17 protein-coding genes are annotated in these 20,543 nt (G+C 74.7%); all 17 read left to right on the forward strand.

Annotated features, from left to right (window positions below):
• Positions 1-3 precede the first annotated feature (3 nt).
• The 17 genes from ACIRVF_RS05580 (at position 4) to ACIRVF_RS05660 (ending at position 20,517) form a co-directional block, all read left to right on the forward strand.
• Positions 4-1,185 carry an acyl-CoA dehydrogenase family protein gene (locus tag ACIRVF_RS05580; RefSeq protein ID WP_402814092.1) on the forward strand — a complete coding sequence of 394 codons (1,182 nt, stop codon included), beginning with the start codon at positions 4-6 and terminating at the stop codon, positions 1,183-1,185.
• On the forward strand, positions 1,178-2,665 hold the full coding sequence (locus ACIRVF_RS05585; protein WP_402814094.1) for a class I adenylate-forming enzyme family protein: 1,488 nt from the start codon (positions 1,178-1,180) through the stop codon (positions 2,663-2,665). Before ACIRVF_RS05580 ends, ACIRVF_RS05585 begins: the two co-directional genes overlap by 8 nt.
• Positions 2,662-2,958 carry a hypothetical protein gene (locus ACIRVF_RS05590; protein WP_402814097.1) on the forward strand — a complete coding sequence of 99 codons (297 nt, stop codon included), beginning with the start codon at positions 2,662-2,664 and terminating at the stop codon, positions 2,956-2,958. The genes ACIRVF_RS05585 and ACIRVF_RS05590 overlap by 4 nt, the downstream gene beginning before the upstream one ends.
• Positions 2,955-3,977, forward strand: a complete 1,023-nt coding sequence (locus ACIRVF_RS05595; protein WP_402814099.1) for a hypothetical protein — start codon at positions 2,955-2,957, stop codon at positions 3,975-3,977. The genes ACIRVF_RS05590 and ACIRVF_RS05595 overlap by 4 nt, the downstream gene beginning before the upstream one ends.
• Positions 3,974-4,723: a 4-hydroxy-tetrahydrodipicolinate reductase gene (locus ACIRVF_RS05600; RefSeq protein ID WP_402814101.1), complete on the forward strand. Its 750-nt coding sequence runs from the start codon at positions 3,974-3,976 to the stop codon at positions 4,721-4,723. The genes ACIRVF_RS05595 and ACIRVF_RS05600 overlap by 4 nt, the downstream gene beginning before the upstream one ends.
• Positions 4,720-5,412, forward strand: a complete 693-nt coding sequence (locus ACIRVF_RS05605) for a 4'-phosphopantetheinyl transferase superfamily protein (RefSeq protein ID WP_402814104.1) — start codon at positions 4,720-4,722, stop codon at positions 5,410-5,412. The genes ACIRVF_RS05600 and ACIRVF_RS05605 overlap by 4 nt, the downstream gene beginning before the upstream one ends.
• 51 nt (positions 5,413-5,463) lie before the next feature.
• Positions 5,464-7,389, forward strand: coding sequence for an AMP-binding protein (locus tag ACIRVF_RS05610; RefSeq protein WP_402814106.1), 1,926 nt, complete (start codon positions 5,464-5,466; stop codon positions 7,387-7,389).
• Positions 7,389-13,058, forward strand: a complete 5,670-nt coding sequence (locus tag ACIRVF_RS05615; RefSeq protein ID WP_402814110.1) for an SDR family NAD(P)-dependent oxidoreductase — start codon at positions 7,389-7,391, stop codon at positions 13,056-13,058. Before ACIRVF_RS05610 ends, ACIRVF_RS05615 begins: the two co-directional genes overlap by 1 nt.
• Positions 13,051-13,920 carry a 3-hydroxyacyl-CoA dehydrogenase family protein gene (locus ACIRVF_RS05620; RefSeq protein ID WP_402814113.1) on the forward strand — a complete coding sequence of 290 codons (870 nt, stop codon included), beginning with the start codon at positions 13,051-13,053 and terminating at the stop codon, positions 13,918-13,920. Before ACIRVF_RS05615 ends, ACIRVF_RS05620 begins: the two co-directional genes overlap by 8 nt.
• Positions 13,921-13,991: 71 nt before the next feature.
• Entirely contained in the window at positions 13,992-14,261 is a 270-nt protein-coding gene (locus ACIRVF_RS05625) for an acyl carrier protein (protein WP_402814116.1), read from the forward strand.
• A gap of 47 nt (positions 14,262-14,308) precedes the next feature.
• The gene (locus tag ACIRVF_RS05630) at positions 14,309-15,481 is read left to right on the forward strand and encodes an acyl-CoA dehydrogenase family protein (protein WP_402814119.1); all 1,173 of its coding nucleotides are present in this window, start codon (positions 14,309-14,311) and stop codon (positions 15,479-15,481) included.
• Complete coding sequence (locus ACIRVF_RS05635; protein ID WP_402814121.1) at positions 15,478-16,590, forward strand: HAD-IIIC family phosphatase; 1,113 nt, start codon at positions 15,478-15,480, stop codon at positions 16,588-16,590. Before ACIRVF_RS05630 ends, ACIRVF_RS05635 begins: the two co-directional genes overlap by 4 nt.
• Entirely contained in the window at positions 16,587-17,366 is a 780-nt protein-coding gene (locus ACIRVF_RS05640; protein WP_402814124.1) for a thioesterase II family protein, read from the forward strand. Before ACIRVF_RS05635 ends, ACIRVF_RS05640 begins: the two co-directional genes overlap by 4 nt.
• Positions 17,363-18,202, forward strand: coding sequence for a 4'-phosphopantetheinyl transferase family protein (locus ACIRVF_RS05645; RefSeq protein ID WP_402814127.1), 840 nt, complete (start codon positions 17,363-17,365; stop codon positions 18,200-18,202). Before ACIRVF_RS05640 ends, ACIRVF_RS05645 begins: the two co-directional genes overlap by 4 nt.
• A 78-nt stretch (positions 18,203-18,280) precedes the next feature.
• Positions 18,281-18,922 carry a LysE family translocator gene (locus ACIRVF_RS05650; protein WP_402814129.1) on the forward strand — a complete coding sequence of 214 codons (642 nt, stop codon included), beginning with the start codon at positions 18,281-18,283 and terminating at the stop codon, positions 18,920-18,922.
• Positions 18,923-18,945: 23 nt separating this feature from the next.
• Positions 18,946-19,974 (forward strand): histidinol-phosphate transaminase, encoded by a 1,029-nt coding sequence (locus ACIRVF_RS05655; RefSeq protein ID WP_402814132.1) that lies wholly within the window; start codon positions 18,946-18,948, stop codon positions 19,972-19,974.
• A 198-nt stretch (positions 19,975-20,172) separates the two neighbouring features.
• Positions 20,173-20,517 carry a hypothetical protein gene (locus tag ACIRVF_RS05660; protein WP_402814134.1) on the forward strand — a complete coding sequence of 115 codons (345 nt, stop codon included), beginning with the start codon at positions 20,173-20,175 and terminating at the stop codon, positions 20,515-20,517.
• Positions 20,518-20,543 lie beyond the last annotated feature (26 nt).

Here is a 20,543-nt window from a genome sequence, read left to right on the forward strand (position 1 = left end):
CCCATGCTGAGCAATGGCATCCTGTCCGCTCAACTGACGGACGGTCACCGCGATTTGCGGGCCCGGGCGGCAGATCACTTCACCCCGCAGTGGCTCGACAAGTGGCGCACCTCGCCCGACGGGCACCTGCGCCGGGAGACCTGGCAGGACCTCGCGGCGAACGGCTTCATGGGCGTGTCGCTGCCGCGCGAACTCGGCGGCCAGGGCCTGGGCCTGCTCGGCGCGCTGGTCCTCGGCGAGGCGCTGGCCGGCGCCCGGGACGGCGGCATCGCCCTCGCGATGCACGTGCAGAACGAGATCGCCTGCGAGTGGCTGGTGTCCGCCCGGGACGAGGCGCTGCGCGACCGCTACCTCCCCGGGCTGACCACCGGGGACCTGGTGGCCTGCCAGTGCGACACCGACCCGTCCCCCGAGGAGCCCACCACGGCGACCACCGAGGGCGACCAGGTCGTCATCCACGGCCGGAAGAAGTTCGTCATCAACGGCGCCACCGCCGACCTGTGCTTCGTCAGCGCCGTCCTGGACGGCGCGCCCGCGATCATCGCGGTGGAGAAGACCACCCCGGGCGTCCGGGTCGCCGAGGTGTACGACAAGCTCGGCACCCGCAGCGTCGACTCCGCCCTGGTGGAGTTCGACGGCGTCCGGGTCGCCGCCGGGCAGGTGGTCTCGCGCAGCGGGATCAGCCAGCTGATGCGCTGGAACCGGGTGATGTCCCGGATGCGCCTGCTGATCGCCGCCGACGCCTTCTTCACCCACCGCGCGCTGCTGGAGCACATCACCGGCTACGTGCGCGGGCGCAGTCTCGGCGGCCGCCCGCTCGGCGCCTGGCCGGTCAACGCCCACGCGCTGGCCCGGGCCCGCGCCCACCAGGAACTGATGGAGGCGGGCATCGCCGACGCGTACCTGCGGGTCACCGCCGGGGGCAGCACCGTGCCCGAGATCGCCGAACTCAAGTGGTTCTGCGTGGAGAAGGCCAACGAACTGGCCGTCCTCGCCACCGACCTGGAGGGCGGGGCGGGCTACATGTGGGACAGCCCCTCGCTGCGCGCCCACGCCCAGCTGCGCGGCTTCCGGATGTCCGGCGGCAGCCAGACCACCATGCTGACCATCGCCAACCACAGCATGGCCTGCCGGGCCGAGCTCGAACTCGCGCCCGCCGGAGCGGAAGGAGCCCGCCGTGGCTGACGGGCGGCGGCTCGGCGCCGCGTTCCTGGCCGCCTGCGACCGGCACGGCGATCGGCGGGCCGTCGTCGCGGCGGGCCGGGAACTGACCTACACCCACTTCGCCGCCCTGGTCCGGGAACGCGCGGGCACCCTGGACGCGCTGCTCGGACCGGACCTGGTCAACGTCGGCGTGCACGCCGCCAACAGCATCGACTACCTGGTCTCGTACTACGCCCTGCTGGTGGCCGGACGGCTGCCGTTCCTGATCGACGCGACCTTCGGGGCCGCCGAACTGGAGGGCATCCGGACCAGCTGCGGCGTCCCGGCCTTCCTGTTCGACGGCAAGGAGCCGTTCCCGCTCGGCGGCGAGATTTGGGCCGTCCCGGACAGCACGCTGTCGCTGGCCGTGCTGCCCGCCACGACCGGGGCACCCGAACCCCGGCCGTCCACCGCCACCTGCCGGTTCACCTCCGGCACCACCGGCGCCCCCAAGTGCCTGGAGTTCACCGCCGACGCGGTGATCGCCGCCGCCGACACCTGGGCGGCCGGCACCGGCCTCGGCCCCGGCGACCGGGTGCTGTGCCTGGCGGGCTTCACCAACGGTCTGGCGTTCAACACCTCGCTGCTGCCGGTCTTCACGGCCGGCGCCGAACTCCACCTCTACCAGGGCCTGCCCACCTCCGGCGGCATCTCCCGGGCCGTCACCCGCGCCGCCGCGACCAGGCTGGTGGCCTTCCCGTTGGCCTACCGGCTGCTCGCCGACGTGGCCCGGGCCGACGTCGACGCCTTCGCCACCGTCACCCGGGCCGTCTCCGCGGCCGCCGTCCTCGACCCGGAGGTGCGGCGCGGCTTCGAGTCCCGGTACGGCGTGCGGATCGCCGACTACTACGGCATCGCCGAGACCGGCCCCTGCACCTACGAACGCGAACCGGACCGCTCCGAAGGGCTCGGCACCGCCCTGCCCGGCGTCTCCGTCAAGGCCGTCGAACTGCCCACCGGGGAGTCCGAGGTGAGGGTCCGCACCGCCTCGATGGCGGCCGGCTACCTGAACGCCCCCGGCGCGTTCGCCGACCGGCTCGACGCCGACGGCTACTACCGCACCGGCGACCTCGGCCACCTGGTCGACGGACGGCTGTTCGTCACCGGCCGGCTCGGCGGACCGATCAACCTGGCCGGCCGGAAGATCGACCCGGCCGAGATCGAACGCACCCTGCTCGCCCTCGACGGCGTCACCGACGCCGCCGTGTTCGCCGACACCGACGCCAACGGGGAGACCGTCCTGCACGCCGCACTGGCCGGCACCGGACGGATCGGCCGCACCGAGGTGGTCGACGCCTGCCGCGCCCGCCTCGCGCCGTTCAAGGTACCCGGACGGGTGACCTTCCTCCCCGCCATCCCCCGATCGACCGTCGGCAAGGCCCGGATGACCGAACTGCGCCGCCTGGTCCAGGACGTCCGCGCCGCCGACGGCACCGCCCAGGAACTGGAGAAGCACGCATGAGCAGCAGCACAGCCGACGAGGCGGCCCGCACCGGAACGGACCTGCGCGAGGAGATCGAACTGCTCGTCGAGACGGCCACCGGACGGGTCGTCACCGTCGCAGACCTGCGCGCCGCGGACGGCGAACTCGACCGGGCCGGCGTCAACTCCATCGGCTACATCAACCTGATGGAGGTGCTGGAGCAGCGCTACGACGCCGTGATCGACCCGGAGGCCGACCCCGAGCACCTGTACTCCGTCGACTCGATCGTCCGGTTCGTCCGCGCCCGGCTCGCCGAGGGAGGCCGCGCATGACCGCCGCCGACCAGGCCCTCGCCGCCCTGCGCGGGCTGCTGACCGGCCGCGGCCTCGACCTGCCGCCCACTGCCGGAGCCTCCGCGGATGCCGGCCTGTCACCGGCGGAGGCGCTGGACGAGGCCCTGGACCGGATCTGGGAGACCCGGCCGTTCGCCGTGGCGGCCGCGCTCACCGAACAGGTGCACGGCGTCCTGCCGCTGCTCGACGCCTTCGACGCCACCGTCCCGCTGCTCGACGACATCCGCGCGGGCCACGTCACGGCCTCGCTCGGCCTGTTCACCCCCAACGCCCTGCTCAGCCTCACCGCCCCCGCCGTCCGGGCCGACCGGGACGGCGGCCGGACGCTGCTGACCGGCCGCTACCGGTACGCCGTCCAGGACGCCGAGGCGTCCCTGGTCCCGGTCCGGCTGGACGGCGGGACGCGGCTGGCGCTGGTCCCGCACGACGCGGCCGGCGTCCGGCTGCACGGCGCGGGCCGGGCCGTCGGCTGGGGCTGGGCCGAACTCGACGGCGCGCCCGCCGCCGCGCTGTCCCGCCCGGTCGACTGGGCGTCCGACGGGGAGCTGACGGCCGCGCTCGACGCGTACGCCTGGGCGTTCGCCCGCCGCGCGCTCGCCTGGCCCGCCCGGGTCGTCGCCGACCTGCGCCGGGCGCTGGCCCGGACCGGTGAGGGCGTGGAGGCGCTCTCCACCTCCCAGTACCTGGCCCACGAGCTCAGCAAGCTGGAGATCGAGGTCTCGCTGGCCTCGGCCGCCGCCCGGTTCGGGGCGGGGTTCAAGGACGAGGGGCCCGGTGGCCAGGCCGCCCTCGCCACCCTGCTGAGCGCCGTCGACCTGATCCGGCGGGCCGCCCGGACCGCCGAGGACATGGCCACCGAACTCGGCCTCGAAGACGCCCCGGTGGCCGAGGCCGACCGGCCCGACGCCGCCCTCCAGGCCTGGTTCGGCGGCCGGCGCGTCGTCGAGAACGAACTCGCCCGCCGGATGGGCCTGGTCCAGGAGGCGGTCGGCGCATGACCGTCCCCGTCGCCGTCTGCGGTCTGACCGGCCGGATGGCGGGCGTCGTCCGGCAGGCCGTCCTGGACGCCCCCGACCTGGCGCTGTCCGCCCGGCTCAGCCTCCGGCCCCCGGCACCCGGACCGGCCGAAACGGATCCGCCCGCACCGGTGGTGCACCGCCTCGCCGACCTCCCCGACCCCGATCCGGTGGTCGTCGACTTCACCGCCGAGGAGGCCACCGCCGAGCTGCTCGACCAGGCCCGCGCCGTGCCCTGCGCGCTGGTCATCGGCACCAGCGGCCTCGGCGACCGTCACCAGCGGCTGCTGGCGGAGGTCGGCCGCAGCCACGCCGTCGTGGTCGCCGCCAACTACAGCCTCGCCCTGCTGGCCGTCACCCGCTTCGTCGAGGACCTCGCCGCCCAGAGCGACGACAGCTGGAACGCGGGCGTCGGCGACCTGCACTTCGCGGGCAAGCAGGACCGCCCCAGCAGCACCGCCCGTCACCTCGCCGCCGCCTGGCAGGGCGCCCGCGGCCCCGGCGCGCCCGCCCCCGACATCACCTCCTTCCGCCTCGGCGACGCTCTCAGCGAGCACCGGGTGGTCGCGGCGGGCAGCGGCGAACACGTCGAGGTCCTGCACCGGATGGCCGACCGCCGCGCCTTCCTGCCCGGCGTGCTCCGCGCGATCCGGTACGCGGCCACCGCCGGGCCGGGCGTGCGCGGCCTGGCGGACGTGGTGCGCGAACCCCTCCCCGTACGGCGGTGACCGGCGTGCGGCTGCTGCGGGACGAGGTGCGGCGCGGCGCGGCACAGGCCGCGCACCGGCGCAGCGGCCACACCGGCGCCGCCCGCCAGGACCAGTGGTACGCGGCCCGGCAGACGCTGAGGACCGGCCTGGTCCGGCTCGGCCGGGTGCCCGACCTGCCCGACGCGCACCGGCGGATCGGGCTGGCCGGCCCGGGCGCCGTCCGGCAGGTCAGCCGGGACGGCGCCGCCCTGCGGCCCGCCGTGCAGTTCTCCGTCGCACACACCGCCGAGCAGGTGGTGGTGGCGCTGCGCCGGGCCGAACCGGCCGACGGCGCGGCACCGGCCGGGCCGGGCGTCGACGCCGAGACCGAATGGGCCACCGCCGAGCGCAACCTGCACCGCTTCGGCACCCCGGCCGAGCTCGACGCCCTGCGCCGGGCCTGCGGCCCGGTGGTCCGTCCGCTGCACCTGTGGTGCGTCAAGGAGGCCCTGGCGAAGGCCTCCGGCCTGGGCTTCGTCCGGATCCCGCCCCGGCGCTACCGCCTGCACGCCGCCGGCGACACGGCACCCCACCGCCTGACCGTCGAGATCGCCGGAGCCGACCCGCCGGACGGTGGCCCCCGCCGAGCCCTGGTCCGCACCGGCACCCGGACGACCGCCGGCCGGACGCCCACCGCCTGGGCGGTGGCCGAACCGCCGACGCGCTGAACCCCGGAATCCACCGACGCGCTGAACCCCGACCAACGAAGCAACTGGGAGATGACCGTGACCGAGGACGCCCCGATCACCGGCCTCAGCCGCCTGATCGCCGACCGGGCCGCCGCCCGGCCGGACGCCGCCGCCCTCCTCGCACCCGACCGGACCCCGCTCACCTACCGGGCGCTCGCCGAGCGGACCGAGGAGATCGGGCAGGCGCTGAACACCTTCGGAATCGGCCGTCCCCACCGGGTCGCCCTGGTGCTGCCCAACGGCCCCGACCTCGCCACCGCGTTCCTCGGCACGGCCGCGTACGCCCAGAGCGCCCCGCTCAACCCCGCCTACCGGGAGCAGGAGTTCGCCTTCTACCTCGCCGACATGCGGGCCGACGCCCTGCTGGTCGAGGCCGGGGACGACTCGGCCGCGGTGGCGGTCGCCCGGCGGCTCGGTGTCCGGATCATCGAGCTCAGCTCCCGGCCCGGCACCCCGGCGGGCGAGTTCGAGCTGCACTGCGCCGACCCGGGCGCACCGGTCGCCGCCGCCGACGGCGGCCCCGCCGGCCCGGAGGACACCGCCCTCATCCTGCACACCTCCGGCACCACCGACCGGCCCAAGCTCGTCCCGCTCACCCACGCCAACCTGCACGTCGCCGCCCGCAACACCGGCGCCGCCTTCGCCCTCGACGAGCAGGACCTCTGCCTCAACCCGATGCCGCTGTTCCACGCCCACGGCCTGACCAGCACCCTGCTGGCCACCCTGGTCCGCGGCGCCGGAATCGTCTGCACCCCCGGCTTCAGCGACACCGGCTTCTACACCTGGCTGGAGCGGTTCCGCCCGACCTGGTACACCGCCGTGCCGGCCATGCACCAGGCACTGCTGTCCGTGGCCGACGACCACCGCGAGGTCCTCGCAGCGAGTCGGCTCCGGTTCATCCGCTCCGCCTCCGCGCCGCTGCCGGGCCCCACCCTGACCGCCCTGGAGGAGGCCTTCCACGCCCCGGTCATCGAGGCGTACGGCATGACGGAGGCCGGCTCGCTGGTCACCAGCAACCCGCTGCCGCCCGGCCGGCGCAAGCTCCGCTCGGTCGGCCTGCCGGTGGGCGGACCGGTCGCCGTGCTGGACAAGGCGGGGCAGCCCGTACCGGTCGGCGAGTCCGGCGAGATCGCCATCCGCGGGGCCAACGTGATGGCCGGCTACGAGGCCAACCCGGAGGCCAACTCCCGTGCCTTCACCGATGGTTGGCTGCGCACCGGCGACGAGGGACGGCTCGACGAGGACGGCTACCTGTACGTGGTCGGCCGCAGCAAGGAGATCATCAACCGGGGCGGCTCCAAGGTCGCCCCGGTCGAGATCGACGACGTCCTGGCCGGCCACCCCACCGTCAGGCTCGCCGTCGCCTTCGGCGTCCCGCACCCCACCCTGGGCGAGGACGTCGCGGTGGCCGTCGTCCCGCAACCCGGCGCCCTGGTCGTCGAGCGGGACCTGCGCGAGTACGCCCGGGAGCGGCTCGCCGACTTCAAGGTCCCCAGCCGGGTGTTCGTCGTCGACGACGTCCCGCGCAGCCCCACCGGCAAGGTGCAGCGCCTGCGGCTCGCCGAACGCCTGGCCACGGCCGCCGCCGCGCCCGGCCACCGGGCCGCCCCCGCCGACCCCCTGGCCCGGCGGATCGCCGCCGTCTGGTCCGAGGTGCTCGGCACCGAGGAGTTCGGCGTGGAGGACAACTTCTTCGACCTCGGCGGCAACTCGCTGCTGCTCAAGCGCGTCTCCGCCCGGCTCGGCGAGCAACTCGGCCGCGAGGTACCGCTGCTGACACTGACCATGTGCCCCACCGTCGAGACCCTCGCCGCGCACCTGGCCGAGGAGCCCGGCGGGCCCGGCGGCCCCGGCGCCGCCGCCCCCGGGGCCCGGGAGCGGCTCGACCGCGGCCGTGACCGGCTGCGCCGCCAGCTCGACCAACGGCGGGCCGGCACACGGAAGGAGAACGGCTGATGGAGCACAGCGACGACACGACCGGCCTGGAGATCGCCGTCATCGGCCTCGCCTGCCGCTTCCCCGGCGCCGACGGCCCCGAGCAGTACTGGGAGAACCTGAGCACCGGCACCGAGTCGATCACCTTCTTCACCCCCGAGGAACTCGCCGCCCAGGGCGTCCCCGAGGCCCTGCGCAACGATCCCGACTACGTCGCCGCCCAGGGCGTCCTGGCGGACGCGGACCGCTTCGACGCCGACTTCTTCGGCATGAGCCCGAAGGAAGCCGACCTGATGGACCCCCAGCACCGGGTGCTGCTGCGGTGCGCCTGGGAGGCCCTGGAGGACTCCGGCCACGATCCGCTCGCCGTGCCCGGCCCGGTCGGGGTGTACGCGGGCACCTACTACAACAGCTACGTCGACCACGTGGACGGCCGGATCGACAGCGGGGACCCGGGCGAGGTGTTCGCCCGGAACATCGCCAACGAGAAGGACTTCCTGGCCACCCGGATCGCCTACAAACTCGATCTGTCCGGCCCGGCCCTCACCGTCCAGTCCGCCTGCTCCACCTCCCTGGTGGCCGTCCACCTGGCCTGCCAGGCGCTGCTCAGCGGGGCCTGCGACACCGCGCTCGCGGGCGGCGCGACGGTCCGCGCCCACCAGCACCAGGGCTACCTGTTCCAGCCCGGCGGGATCTTCTCCGCCGACGGCCACTGCCGGCCCTTCGACGCCACCGCACAGGGCACCGTCGCCGCCAACGGCGCGGGCATGGTGGTGCTCAAGCGGCTGGAGGACGCCCTCGCCGACGGCGACCCCGTCCGGGCCGTGATCAAGGGCTCGGCGGTCGGGAACGACGGCGCCCGGCGGATCGGCTTCACCGCCCCCGGTGTGGCCGGCCAGGCCCGGGTGATCCGCGCCGCCCTCGACGTGGCCGACGTCGACCCGGCCACCATCGGCTACGTCGAGACGCACGGCAGCGGCACCCCGCTCGGCGACCCGATCGAGATCGAGGCCCTGACCCAGGTCTTCCGCGGCCTCGCCCCCGGGAGCTGCGCGATCGGCGCGGTCAAGGGCAACATCGGCCACACCCACGCCGCGGCCGGCGTCGCCGGGCTGATCAAGACCGTGCTGGCGCTCCAGCACCGGCAGATCCCGCCGAGCCTGCACTTCGACGTCCCCAACCCGGCCATCGACTTCGACGCCGTCCCGTTCCGGGTCAACACCCGGCTCACCGACTGGCCGGCCGGGCCCGCACCGCGCCGGGCCGGCGTCAGCTCCTTCGGCATGGGCGGCACCAACGCCCACGTCGTCCTGGAGGAGGCCCCCGCCCCCGCCCGGCGCACACCCGGCCGGGCCCGCGTCCTGCTGCCGGTCACCGCCCGCACCGCCGCCGCCCTGGAGGCCGCCACCGACCGGCTCGCCGACCGCCTCGACGGCGCCACCGCCCCCGACCTGGCCGGCACCGCACGCACCCTGCAGACCGGCCGCCGCCACTACGGCCACCGCCGCTTCCTGATCGCCGAGTCCACCGCCGAGGCCGCCCGCGCCCTGCGCGAGCGCGCCCCGAACGCCGTCCGCACCGGCCACCACGACGGCACGCCCCGCCAGGTCGCCTTCGTCCTGCCCGGCCTCGGCGAGCAGCGCATCGGCATGGGGCGCGAACTCCACGCCACCGAACCGGTGTTCCGCGACGCCCTCGACCGCTGCGCCGAAGGCTTCCGCCCGCACCTCGGCATCGACCTGCGCGAGCTGCTCCACCCCGCCGGGGCGCCGGGAAGCCCGCCCGCCGGCCCCGACCTGCGCCGGATGCTGCGCGGGGGCCCGGCCGCCGCCGAGCGCACGGAGCTCGACCGCACCCGCTACGCGCAGCCCGCGACCTTCGCCGTCGAGTACGCGCTGGCCCGGCTCTGGGAGTCCTGGGGGGTGCGGCCGAGCGCGCTGATCGGCTACAGCATCGGCGAGTACACCGCCGCGCACCTGGCCGGCGTCCTCTCGCTGGACGACGCCCTGAAGCTGGTCGCGCACCGCGCCCGGCTGATCGACGGCCTGCCGGCCGGCGCCATGCTGGCCGTGCCGCTGCCCGAGGAGCGCGTCCTCGGCCTGCTGGACGACGACCTCTCGCTGGCCGCCGTCAACGGGCCCGCGCTGTGCGTGGTGGCCGGCACCGCCGAGGCGGTCGGCGCGCTGGAGGCCCGGCTCGCCGCGGACGGCGTCGCCGCCCGGCAGTTGCAGACCACCCACGCCTTCCACTCGCACATGATGGATCCGATCGCGGCCGAGTTCGCCGAGCTCGCCGCCGGGGTCACCCTCCACCCGCCGACCGTCCCGTACGTCTCCAACGTCACCGGCGACTGGGCCGACGCCGAGCTGGTCACCGACCCGGCCTACTGGGTGCGGCACCTGCGCCGGCCGGTCCGCTTCGCCGACGGCATCGGCCGGCTGTGGCAGCAGCCCGGGCGGGTCCTGCTGGAGACCGGTCCCGGCCAGTCCCTGACCAGTCTGGCCCTGCAGCTGCGGCCCGCGTCCGCCGCGCCAGGCGTGGCCGTCGCCTCCATGCCGGGCCGCTTCGACCGGCAAGGGGAGGAGCGGTTCCTGCTGAACACCGCCGGTGGGCTGTGGGCCGCCGGCGTGGACCTCGACTGGCCCGCCGTCAGCGGCGGCAACGACGCCGCCAGGGTCGCCCTGCCGCCGTACCCGTTCGAGGAGACCCGGCACTGGATCGACCCGGCACCCCGCAAGGCCGCGCCCTCGCTCGCCCGCCGGGCGGACCTCGCGGACTGGTTCCACACCCCGGTCTGGGAGTCGCTGCCGCCCCGCCCGGCCGCCACCGCCCCGGCGGCCGGAAGCTGGCTGCTGTTCACCGACGAGGAGGGCGTCGGCGAGGCGCTCGCCACCCGGCTGCGCGCCGACGGCCACCGCGTCACCACCGTCCGGGCGGGCCTGGTCTGGCGCGAACTCGGGTACGCCGCGTACGAGTTGGCCCCCGGAAGCGCCGCAGACCACCGGCGGCTGGTCGAACGGATCACCGCCGACGGCGGCCCGCCGGACCGGATCGTCCACCTGTGGAGCGTCGGCCCGCGCCGCTCCGCCGAGGAGACCCTGGCGCGCGGCTTCCACAGCCTCCTCCGGCTCGACCAGGCCCTCACCGCCACCGCCCCCGGCGCCCCGCTGGACCTCGCCGTGGTCTCCAGCGACGCCTTCGCGGTGCTCGGCACCGAACCCGTCGCCCCGGAGAAGGCCACCGTCACCGGCCCGGCCCTGGTCCTGCCGCTGGAACAGCCCGACACCGTCTGCCGGGCCGTCGACCTCTCCCTGCCGCCCGGCCGCGGCTGGACGCCGGAGGACACCGAACTGCTGTACGCCGAACTCCTCGACGAGCCGACCGGGCCGCTCACCGCCCTGCGCGGCCGCCGCCGCTGGCAGCGCACCCACCGGCCGGTCCGGGTGGAGGCCGTCGCGGACGGCCGCACCCCGCTGCGCGAGGACGGTGTCTACCTGATCACCGGCGGCTTCGGCGGCGTCGGCCTCTCCCTGGCCCGCCACTTCGCGGCCGCCGCCCGGGCCCGGCTCGTCCTGGTCGGCCGCACCCCGCTGCCGCCCCGGGAGAGCTGGGACACCCTGCTCGCCGACGGCTGCGAGGACGCGGCGGCGGGGGAGCGGATCCGCGCCGTGCTGGAACTCGAAGGGCTCGGCGCCCAGGTGATGACCGCGGCCGCCGACGTCACCGACTCCGCCGCCATGCACCGGATCGCCGACGAGGCGGTGGAGCGGTTCGGCGCCGTCCACGGGATCGTGCACGCCGCCGGGGTCCCGGCCGCCGGACTCGCCCAGCTCAAGACCGCGGAGGCCGCCGACCGGGTGCTCGACCCCAAGGTCCGCGGCGGCCTGGTGGTCGACGCGCTCGCCCGCCGGCTCGCCCCCGACTTCACCGTCCACTGCTCCTCCAGCCTCGCCCTGACGGGCGGCGTCGGGCAGATCGACTACGTTGCCGCCAACGCCTTCCTGGACGCCCTGGCCCAGCACAACGAGGCCACCGGCGGCCCGCGCACCGTGTCGGTGAACTGGGACGGCTGGCAGGAGGTCGGCATGGCCTTCCGCACCATCGGCGCCGGTGCCGAGCGGCCCGCCGACGGCCGTACCGGCCCCGTCGACCACCCGCTGCTCGACGCCTGCCTGCGCGACGACGAGGCCGTCGCCGTCTACTCCGTCGCGCTCAGCGTCGCCACCTCCTGGCTGATCGACGAGCACCGGATGGCGGGCAACGCCGTCGTCCCCGGCACCGGCCACCTCGAACTCGCCCGCGCCGTCCACGAGCACCAGAGCGGCGACGCCCGGGCGGTGCTCGACGAGGTCACCTTCCTCTCCCCGGTGGTCATCGGCGAGGACCAGCGGCGCGAACTGCGGGTCGTCCTCGACAAGCGGCACAGCCCGCCACGCTTCGCCGTGGTCAGCCGGGAGAGCGGTGCCGGCCAGGACCCGGCCGAGGAGGACGGCTGGCAGGTCCATGTGACCGGCGCCGTCGGCCCGGTCGGCGAGGACGCCGCCCCGCGCCGCCGCCACGACGTCGCCGAGCTGATCGCCCGCGCCGGCATGCGCGACCTCGGTGCCGTCACCCACACCGGCCCGATGGGCTTCGGCCCGCGCTCCCGCTGCCTGCGCCGGGTGCACCTCGGCGAGAAGGAGGCGCTGGCCGAGCTCGAACTGCCCGCCGAGTTCGGCGGCGACCTGGAGCGGATCGCCCTCCACCCCTCCCTGCTCGACCTCGGCGCGGGCTTCCACGGGATGAACCTCGCCGAGGAGTTCCGGATCCCGCTCAGCTACGGCCGCCTCACCCTGCTCGCCCCGCTGCCGCGCCGGATCTACAGCCACCACCGCTTCCACGAGGCGGACCGCCGCGGCAAGGAGACCTTCACCGCGGACTTCACCCTGCTGGACGAGACCGGCCTGGAGACCGTCCGGGTCGAGGACTTCGTCCTCAAGCGCGTCGCCGACCTGGAGACCCGGCTCGAAGCGCTGCGCGACGGGACCTCCCGCGAGACCGCCGCCTACCGCTTCCCGCCCGCCACCACCGCCCCCGGACGACCGGGCGAGGGCGGACCGCTGCGCGACCACCTGGACCAGGGCATCCGGCCCGCCGAGGGCGTCGAGGCGCTGCTGCGGCTGCTCGCCGCCGGGCTCGGCCCGCAGGTCGCCGTGGTCGCCAAGGACCTGGACGCCGTGTTCGCCGACATCCGCGCCCACCGGGTGGGCGCCCCGGCGGACGGACCGGCGGACGACGCCGCCGTCCATCCGCGCCCCGGCATCCTCACCGCGTACACCGAGCCCCGGGACGACACCGAGACCGCCCTGGCCCGGCTGTGGGCCGAACTCCTCGGCCTGGAACGCGTCGGCGTGCACGACGAGTTCTTCGAGCTCGGCGGCCACTCGCTGCTCGGCCTCCAGCTCGCGGCCCGGATCCGGCGCCGGTTCGGCGTCGACCTGCCGCTGAACGCCCTCTTCGAGACGCTGACCGTGGCGGAACAGGCCGCCGCCCTCCGCCGACGCCTCGACACCGCGGCGACGACCGACAGCGGACCGACGACCGAGACCGGACCGACGACCGACAGCGGACCGACGACCGACACCCCCGGGGACGGCACCTCGACGCCCGGCACCCCGGCCGAACAGAAGCGGAGCACAGCAGATGTCTGACATCCACACGGTCGGCGTGGTCGGCGCCGGTGTCATGGGCACCGGTCTGGCCCAGGCGCTCGCCCAGACCGGCCACCGGGTCCTGCTCGTCGACCGGACGAAGGAGATCCTCGCCGCCGCCGAGCGGACCATCGCCCAGGGCCTGCGCTTCGGCCGGGTGCTGGGCGCCAAGGGCCCCAAGGAGGACCGGGGGACCGTCCTCGCCCGGATCAGCCTCACCACCGACTACGAGGGCTTCGACGAGGCCGACTTCGTGATCGAGAACATCACCGAGGACTGGGGTCTGAAGAAGGGCGTGTACGAGCGCCTGGACGCGGTCTGCCCGGAGCGCACGGTGTTCGCCGCCAACACCTCCGTCATCCCGATCACCCGGATCGGCGCGGCCACCTCCCGGCCCGACCGGGTGCTCGGGATGCACTTCATGAACCCCGTCCCGCTCAAGCCGACCGTGGAGATGATCCGCGGCCACCACACCTCCGCCGCGACCGTGGACACCGCCCGCGCCCTGCTGGCCCGACTCGGCAAGGAGGGAATCCTGGTGGAGGACTCGCCGGGGTTCGTCACCAACCGGGTCCTGATGCTCACCGTGAACGAGGCCGTCTACCTGGTCCACGAGGGCGTGGCCGGCGCCGAGGAGGTCGACCGGATCTTCAAGACCTGCTTCGGCCACACCATGGGCCCGCTGGAGACCGCCGACCTGATCGGCCTGGACACCATCCTGCAGTCCGTCCAGGGCCTCTGCACCGCGTTCAGCGACAGCAAGTACCGGCCGTGCCCGCTGCTGGTCCGGATGGTCGACGCCGGCCTGCTCGGCCGCAAGAGCGGCCAGGGCTTCTACAGCTACGCCACCACCCTGGCCTGACCGCACGTCCCCGCCCCAGCCCCAGCCCCAGCCATCACCGGCACCCGAACGAGAAGAAGGAACCGCCCGCCATGACGACGGCCGACCACAAGCCGCAGATCCTCGCCTTCCTCGCCCAGTTCTTCGGCGAGCACCGGCTCGCCGACGACGAGGACATCTTCGCCACCGGATTCGTCAACTCGCTCTTCATCATGCAGCTGGTGCTGTTCGTCGAGGGAGAGTTCGGCATCACCGTCGAGGACGACGACCTGGAGATGGCCAACTTCAACACCGTGCGCGCCATCGACGCGCTGGTCAGCCGCAAGCGCGCCGCTGTCGGCGCCGCCGCCCAGCACTCCTGACCCTCCCGTGACCTTCCGACCGCAGAGACCACGCAGGAGAGGGACCGATGGCCATCCGAGTACAACTGACCGAGCGCCAGGCCGCGGCGCGGGAGGAGTACGAGGCCTTCACCCGGGAGGCCGTCGCCCCGCACGCGGACGCCTGGGACCGCGCCGAGCGCCTCCCCGAGGAGTTCCTCAAGGAGTTCGCGGCCCGCGGCCTCCTGGGTGCCGCCGTCCCGGCCGGGTACGGCGGCACCGACCTGGACCCGATCACCTTCGGCCTGCTCAACGAGGAACTCGGCCGCGGCTGTTCGTCCGTGCGCAGCCTGGTCACCGTGCACGGCATGGCCTCGTACGCCGTCGCCCGGTGGGGCGGCGAGCGGCAGCGCGAGCACTGGCTGCCGAAGTTCGCCACCGGCGCCGCGATCGGCGCCTTCGCACTCACCGAGCCCGGCGCCGGCAGCGACGTCAAGGCGCTGAGCACCACCGCCCGGCGCACCGACGGCGGCTTCCGGCTCACCGGCGAGAAGCGCTGGACCACCTTCGGCCAACGCGCCGACGTGTACCTGCTGTTCGCCCGGCTGGACGGCCGGGAGACCGCCTTCCTGGTGCCCCGGGACGCCCCCGGGCTGACCGTCCGGCCGGTCACCGGCGTTCTCGGCACCAAGGCCTCGATGCTCGCCGAACTCAGCCTCGTGGACTGCCTGGTGGCCCCCGATGCGCTGCTCGGCCGGCCCGGCTTCGGACTCGCCGCCGTCGCCGCGAGCGCCCTCGAACTGGGCCGCTACAGCGTCGCCTGGGGCTGCGTCGGCCTCGCCCAGGCCTGCCTGGACGCCTCCCTGGACCACGCCGACCGGCGGGAGACCTTCGGTGTACGGCTCCGCGACCACCAGCTGGTCCAGCGGATGATCGCCGACATGGCCACCGGTACCGCCGCGGCCCGGCTGCTCTGCCAGCAGGCCGGCTGGCTGCGGCAGGACCGCTCCGCCGAGAGCCTGCACGCCACCTGGCTCGCCAAGTACCACGCCTCCCGCACCGCGTTCCGCTCCGCCTCGGACGCCGTCCAGGTGCACGGCGCCCAGGGCTGCGGTGACGGCCACCCCGTCCAGCGCTACCTGCGGGACGCCAAGGTCATGGAGATCATCGAGGGCAGCACCGAACTCCAGCAGACCACCATCGCCGAATCCGCCTACCACTCCCGCCAGCGCACCACCCCCACCGAAAGGGTGACGGCATGACCTCCCAGGGCACCGCCGGCCGGCAGGACGGCACCACCGCCGACAAGCCCGCCAAGACCGTCAAGTGCGTCGTCTGGGACCTCGACCACACCGTGTGGGACGGCATCCTGCTGGAGGACGGCGAGGCGCCGCTGCGCCCCGGCCTGCGCGAGGTCATCGTCGAACTCGACCGCCGCGGCATCCTGCACTCGATCGCCAGCCGCAACGACCACGAGGCCGCCACCGCGGCGCTGCGCCGGCACGGGCTGCTCGACTACTTCCTCTACCCGCAGATCAACTGGAACGCGAAGTCCTCGTCGATCCGCTCCATCGCCACCTCGCTCAACCTGGGCCTGGACGCCTTCGCCTTCGTCGACGACGACGCCTTCGAACGCGGTGAGGTCTCCTTCGAGATCCCCGAACTGCTGGTCCTCGACGCGGCGGAGGCCGCCGGCCTCGCCGACCGGCCGGAGTTCTCGCCCCGGTTCGTCACCGACGACTCCGCCCGGCGCCGCGAGATGTACCGCGCCGACCAGGAGCGCACCCGGGTCGAGCAGGAGTTCACCGGCCCGCAGGAGGCCTTCCTCGCCACCCTCGGCATGACCCTCACCATCCACCCCGCTCAGGAGGAGGACCTGCGCCGGGCCGAGGAACTGACCGTCCGCACCCACCAGCTCAACACCACCGGCTACACCTACTCCTACGACGAGCTCGACGCCTTCCGCCGCTCGGACACCCACGAACTGCTGGTCGCCCGGCTGGAGGACCGGCACGGCCCGTACGGGACCATCGGCCTGGTGCTGCTCGCCAAGGACCCGGACGCCTGGACCGTCAAGCTGCTGCTGATGTCCTGCCGGGTGATGTCCCGCGGCGTCGGCGGGGTGATCATCAACCACCTGCGCCGCCGCGCCCGGGAGGCCGGCGTCCGCCTGCTGGCCGAGTACCTGCCCAACGGGCGGAACCGGATGATGCTGATCACCTACAAGTTCACCGGGTTCCGCCGGCTCACCGGCGAGGACGGGCTGACGCTCTTCGAGGCCGACCTCACCGACGTCCCCGGCGACCCGGACTACCTGACCGTCCACGCCCCGGGCCGACAGGCCCCGGCCGGAGAGGACCGGAAGCGGTGACGGCGGCCGGCGGCCCCTGGGTGGTCAGGACCGAGCCCAACCCCGGCGCCCGGCTCCGGCTGATCTGCTTCGCCTACGCCGGAGGCGGCAGCTCGGCCTTCGCCGACTGGCCGCGCGCCCTGCCCGACGACGTCGAGGTGTGCGCGGTGCGGCTGCCCGGCCGCGAGTCACGGATCTTCCAGCCCGCCTACACCGACGTCGAGGACCTGCTGCCCGACCTCACCGAGGCCCTGGCCGACCACTGCCGGCCCCCCTACGCCCTGTTCGGCCACAGCATGGGCGCGCTGATCGCGTTCTCCTTCGCCCGCCGGCTCCGCGAGCTCGGCGCCCCCGCCCCCGACCACCTGGTGGTCTCCGGGCGCCGGGCCCCGCAGCTCAGCCACAACCGGCCACTGATCCACCACCTGCCGCAGGACCAGTTCCTGGAGCGGATCCGGGAGCTGGGCGGCACCCCGGAGAGCCTGCTGGCGGACGCCCGGGTGATGCGGCTGGTCCTGCCCGGGCTGCGGGCCGACTTCCAGCTCAACGACTGCTACACCCACCGGCCGCAGGAGCCGCTGACCGTCCCGATCACCGCCTTCGGTGGTCGCGCCGACCCGCACGTCGACGCCGAGGGACTCGCCGCCTGGGCCCGGCAGAGCACCGGCACCTTCACGATGCGGATGTTCGACGGCGGCCACTTCTTCCTCCACTCCGCCCAACGGGAGGTCCTGCACGAACTGTCCCGGCTGCTGCGCCGGCCGACCGACCGGATCGCAGGGGCCGTCGCCCTGTGAACCCAGCAGACCTGAACCGAGCAGACCTGAACCCCGCCGACGTGGAGCCGGCCGACCTGCACCCATCCGACGTGCACCCGCTCGACGCGCACCGGTCCGACGCGCACCGGTCCGACGCGCACCGGTCCGACGTTCACCCGCCCGACCGGTGGCCGCCCGGCCCCGCCGTGCCGAGCCTCGCCGAGGGCGAGGTGCACGTCTGGCGAACCCGGCTCGACCCGCCCGAGCCGGTCGCGCGCCGGTACGCGGAGCTGCTCGACCCTCAGGAGCGGGCCCGGGCCGACCGCTGCCGGCTGCCGGTCGAGCGCGCCCGCTTCGTCGCCGCGCACGGCGCGCTGCGCACCGTCCTGGCCCGCTACACCGGCCGGGCACCCGCCGCCCTGCGCCTGGACCGCACCACCCGCGGCCGCCCCCGGCTGGCAGCGGCACCGCACCCCGGGGCGCTGGACTTCAACCTCAGCCACTCGGGGGACCTGGCGCTGATCGCCGTCACCCGAACCGGCACCGTCGGAGTCGACCTGGAGGAGGTCCGCGCCGACCTCGACCACCGCGCGATGGCCGCCCGCTTCCTCGGGCCCGCCGAGGCCCGGCAGATCGCGAAGCTGCCCCCGGCCGCCGGGCGGTACGCCTTCTACCACCGGTGGACCTGGCGGGAGGCGTACGCCAAGGCCGCCGACCTGCCCGTCCCGCGCCGGCTCGGCTCCGGCACCCCGGGCCCGCTGCCGATCACCGTGGATCTGTGGAAACTGAGCAACCTCCCACTGGACAAGGGATATTGTGCGACGGTCGCGGCCTCCGGATCCTGCGCGCCGCCGCTCCGCTGGACGCTGACCTGACGCAGGACCGGGCCCGCAGGACGTCGCCCACCCGCTGATCCGCCTGACGAGGACTGCGGACGAAAGGAGCCGGATCGCATGCCCGAACTGTCCAGCCTGTGGTGGTTCTTCACGGCCTCACTGGTGCTGCTGCTCATCCCCGGCCCGTCCGTGCTCTACGTGACCGGCCGGACCCTCGACCAGGGGCGCCGCGCCGGACTGCTGTCCACCCTCGGCCTGGCCTGCGGCGACCTCGTCCAGGTGCTCGCCGCCGTGGTCGGGCTGTCCGCCCTGGTCGCCTCCTCGGAGACCGCCTTCAACGTGGTCAAGTACGCGGGCGCCGCCTACCTGGTCTGGCTCGGCGTCAAGCGGCTGCGGACACCGGACCCGGACCCGTCCGCCGAAGAGGCCGGCGAGGCGCCCGCCCGCTCGCCCCGGATCTTCACCGACGGCCTCGTCGTCAACGCCCTCAACCCGAAGAGCACCCTGTTCTTCCTCGCCTTCCTGCCCTCCTTCATCCACAGCGGCAGGGGAGCGGTCTGGTCCCAGACCCTGGTCTTCGGACTGGTCTTCGTGGTGGTCGGCATGGCCACCAACGCCGGCTGGGCGCTGCTGAGTTCACTCATGCGCCAGCGCGCCCGGAAGAGCCGCGGCTTCCTCCGCGCCGAGCGGTACGTCGTGGCCGGAGTCTTTTTCGTCCTCGCCGCCGCCACCCTGGCGACCGGCCTCACCGGCGGCTGAGCCGCCCACGGGAGCCCACCGACATGACCGACACAGCCACCGGCACCCCGTCGTCGCCCGTCCACCACCTGCTGGCGGGCAACGAGAACCCCTACCCGCCGCTGCCCGGCGTGCTGGAACGGGCCACCGCCGCCCTGCACACCCTCAACCGCTACCCGGACCCGGCCGCCACCCGCCTGGTGGCCGCCCTCGCCGGTCACCTGAACGTCCCGCCGGGCCATGTGGTGGTCGGCCCCGGCTCGGTCGGCGTGCTGTTCCAGCTGGTCCGCGCGGCGGCCGGCCCGGGCGACGAAGTCCTGTTCGCCTGGCGCTCGTTCGAGGCCTACCCGGAGGCGGCCGACCTCGCCGGGGCGACCGCGGTGCCCGTGCCACTGGCCGAGGGCGAGGTCCACGACCTGAACGCGATGGCCGCCGCCCTCACCCCGCGCACCAAGGTCGTCCTGGTCTGCAACCCCAACAATCCGACCGGCACCGCCGTCCCGCCCGCCGAGCTGGTGAAGTTCCTGGACGCGGTACCCGCCACCACCCTGGTCGTCCTGGACGAGGCCTACCGGGAGTTCGCCCCCGGGGACACCCCGGACGGCATCGACCTCTACCGCACCCGCCCCAACCTGGTCGTGCTGCGCACCTTCTCCAAGGCCTACGGGCTGGCCGGCCTCCGGGTCGGCTACGCCGTGGCCCACGACACCGTCGCCGCGGCGGCCCGCGCCGTGGCGCTGCCGTTCGGCGTCAGCCGGATCGCCCAGGACGCCGCCGTGGAGTCCCTCGCGGCCGGGCCCGAACTGCACGAGCGGGTCCGCGCGCTGGTCGCCGAACGCACCCGGGTCCAGGCCGCGCTGCGAGCCCAGGGCCGGCCGCTGGTGGAGTCCCACACCAACTTCGTCTGGCTCCGGCTCGGGGAGCACACGGCGGCCTTCGCCGCCGCCTGCACCGAGGCCGGGATCACCGTCAAGGTCTTCCCCGGCGAAGGCGTCCGGCTCAGCATCGGCGAACCCGCCGCCAACGACGCCGCGCTCGCCGTCGCGGCCGCCTGGCGCGCCCGCACCGCGTAGCACTCCCGGACCCCTCCGGATCACGTACCCGGAGGGGCCCGCCGATTCGCACGGCCGCGCGGCCCACGAAGCGTCAGGGGAACGTCCGGCCGACGTCCTTCCCCGGTGCACCGGTGCACGGGCAGTGTGCGGTACGGACAAGGGGAGCGCCCCGGGGCACCGAATCACGGAGGAACCATGCGTCGTCGAATCGGAGCAATGACCGCTGCCGTCTCGCTGGCCGGCATCAGCGTCGTCGGCATCTCGGGAACCGCCCACGCGGGCACGACCGGTTCGGTGAGCATCTCGGTCCCGGGCTGCATCGGCCACCTGAACCTCGCGCCGAACTGGGCCTACGGCCACCTGGACTCGTACACCACCACCTGCTGGCTGACGGTCTTCGACCGGAACGACCGGACCGGGGGAGTGTCCTCCCGGACCATTTCCCACGGACCCGGCGGCAGCGGTGACACCGGCCGGTTCTACCACGACAGCGTCGTCCACGCGGTGGCCATGGCGATCTCCAACGGCAGCCAGAGCAACGACACGGCCTGGTACCACTGAGGCCTCCGACCCCGGAGCGTCCCGGG

The sequence above is a fragment of the Kitasatospora sp. NPDC101157 genome, from assembly GCF_044768255.1.
Taxonomy (GTDB): Bacteria; Actinomycetota; Actinomycetes; order Streptomycetales; family Streptomycetaceae; genus Kitasatospora.

What these genes read in the sequence shown, in the direction of transcription:
- ACIRVF_RS05580 (WP_402814092.1), top strand. Translation starts at nt 4, where the DNA reads ATGCTGAGCAATGGCATCCTGTCCGCTCAACTGACGGACGGTCACCGC.
- ACIRVF_RS05590 (WP_402814097.1), top strand. Translation starts at nt 2,662, where the DNA reads ATGAGCAGCAGCACAGCCGACGAGGCGGCCCGCACCGGAACGGACCTG.
- ACIRVF_RS05595 (WP_402814099.1), top strand. Translation starts at nt 2,955, where the DNA reads ATGACCGCCGCCGACCAGGCCCTCGCCGCCCTGCGCGGGCTGCTGACC.
- ACIRVF_RS05600 (WP_402814101.1), top strand. Translation starts at nt 3,974, where the DNA reads ATGACCGTCCCCGTCGCCGTCTGCGGTCTGACCGGCCGGATGGCGGGC.
- ACIRVF_RS05610 (WP_402814106.1), top strand. Translation starts at nt 5,464, where the DNA reads ATGACCGTGACCGAGGACGCCCCGATCACCGGCCTCAGCCGCCTGATC.
- ACIRVF_RS05615 (WP_402814110.1), top strand. Translation starts at nt 7,389, where the DNA reads ATGGAGCACAGCGACGACACGACCGGCCTGGAGATCGCCGTCATCGGC.
- ACIRVF_RS05620 (WP_402814113.1), top strand. Translation starts at nt 13,051, where the DNA reads ATGTCTGACATCCACACGGTCGGCGTGGTCGGCGCCGGTGTCATGGGC.
- ACIRVF_RS05625 (WP_402814116.1), top strand. Translation starts at nt 13,992, where the DNA reads ATGACGACGGCCGACCACAAGCCGCAGATCCTCGCCTTCCTCGCCCAG.
- ACIRVF_RS05630 (WP_402814119.1), top strand. Translation starts at nt 14,309, where the DNA reads ATGGCCATCCGAGTACAACTGACCGAGCGCCAGGCCGCGGCGCGGGAG.
- ACIRVF_RS05635 (WP_402814121.1), top strand. Translation starts at nt 15,478, where the DNA reads ATGACCTCCCAGGGCACCGCCGGCCGGCAGGACGGCACCACCGCCGAC.
- ACIRVF_RS05650 (WP_402814129.1), top strand. Translation starts at nt 18,281, where the DNA reads ATGCCCGAACTGTCCAGCCTGTGGTGGTTCTTCACGGCCTCACTGGTG.
- ACIRVF_RS05655 (WP_402814132.1), top strand. Translation starts at nt 18,946, where the DNA reads ATGACCGACACAGCCACCGGCACCCCGTCGTCGCCCGTCCACCACCTG.
- ACIRVF_RS05660 (WP_402814134.1), top strand. Translation starts at nt 20,173, where the DNA reads ATGACCGCTGCCGTCTCGCTGGCCGGCATCAGCGTCGTCGGCATCTCG.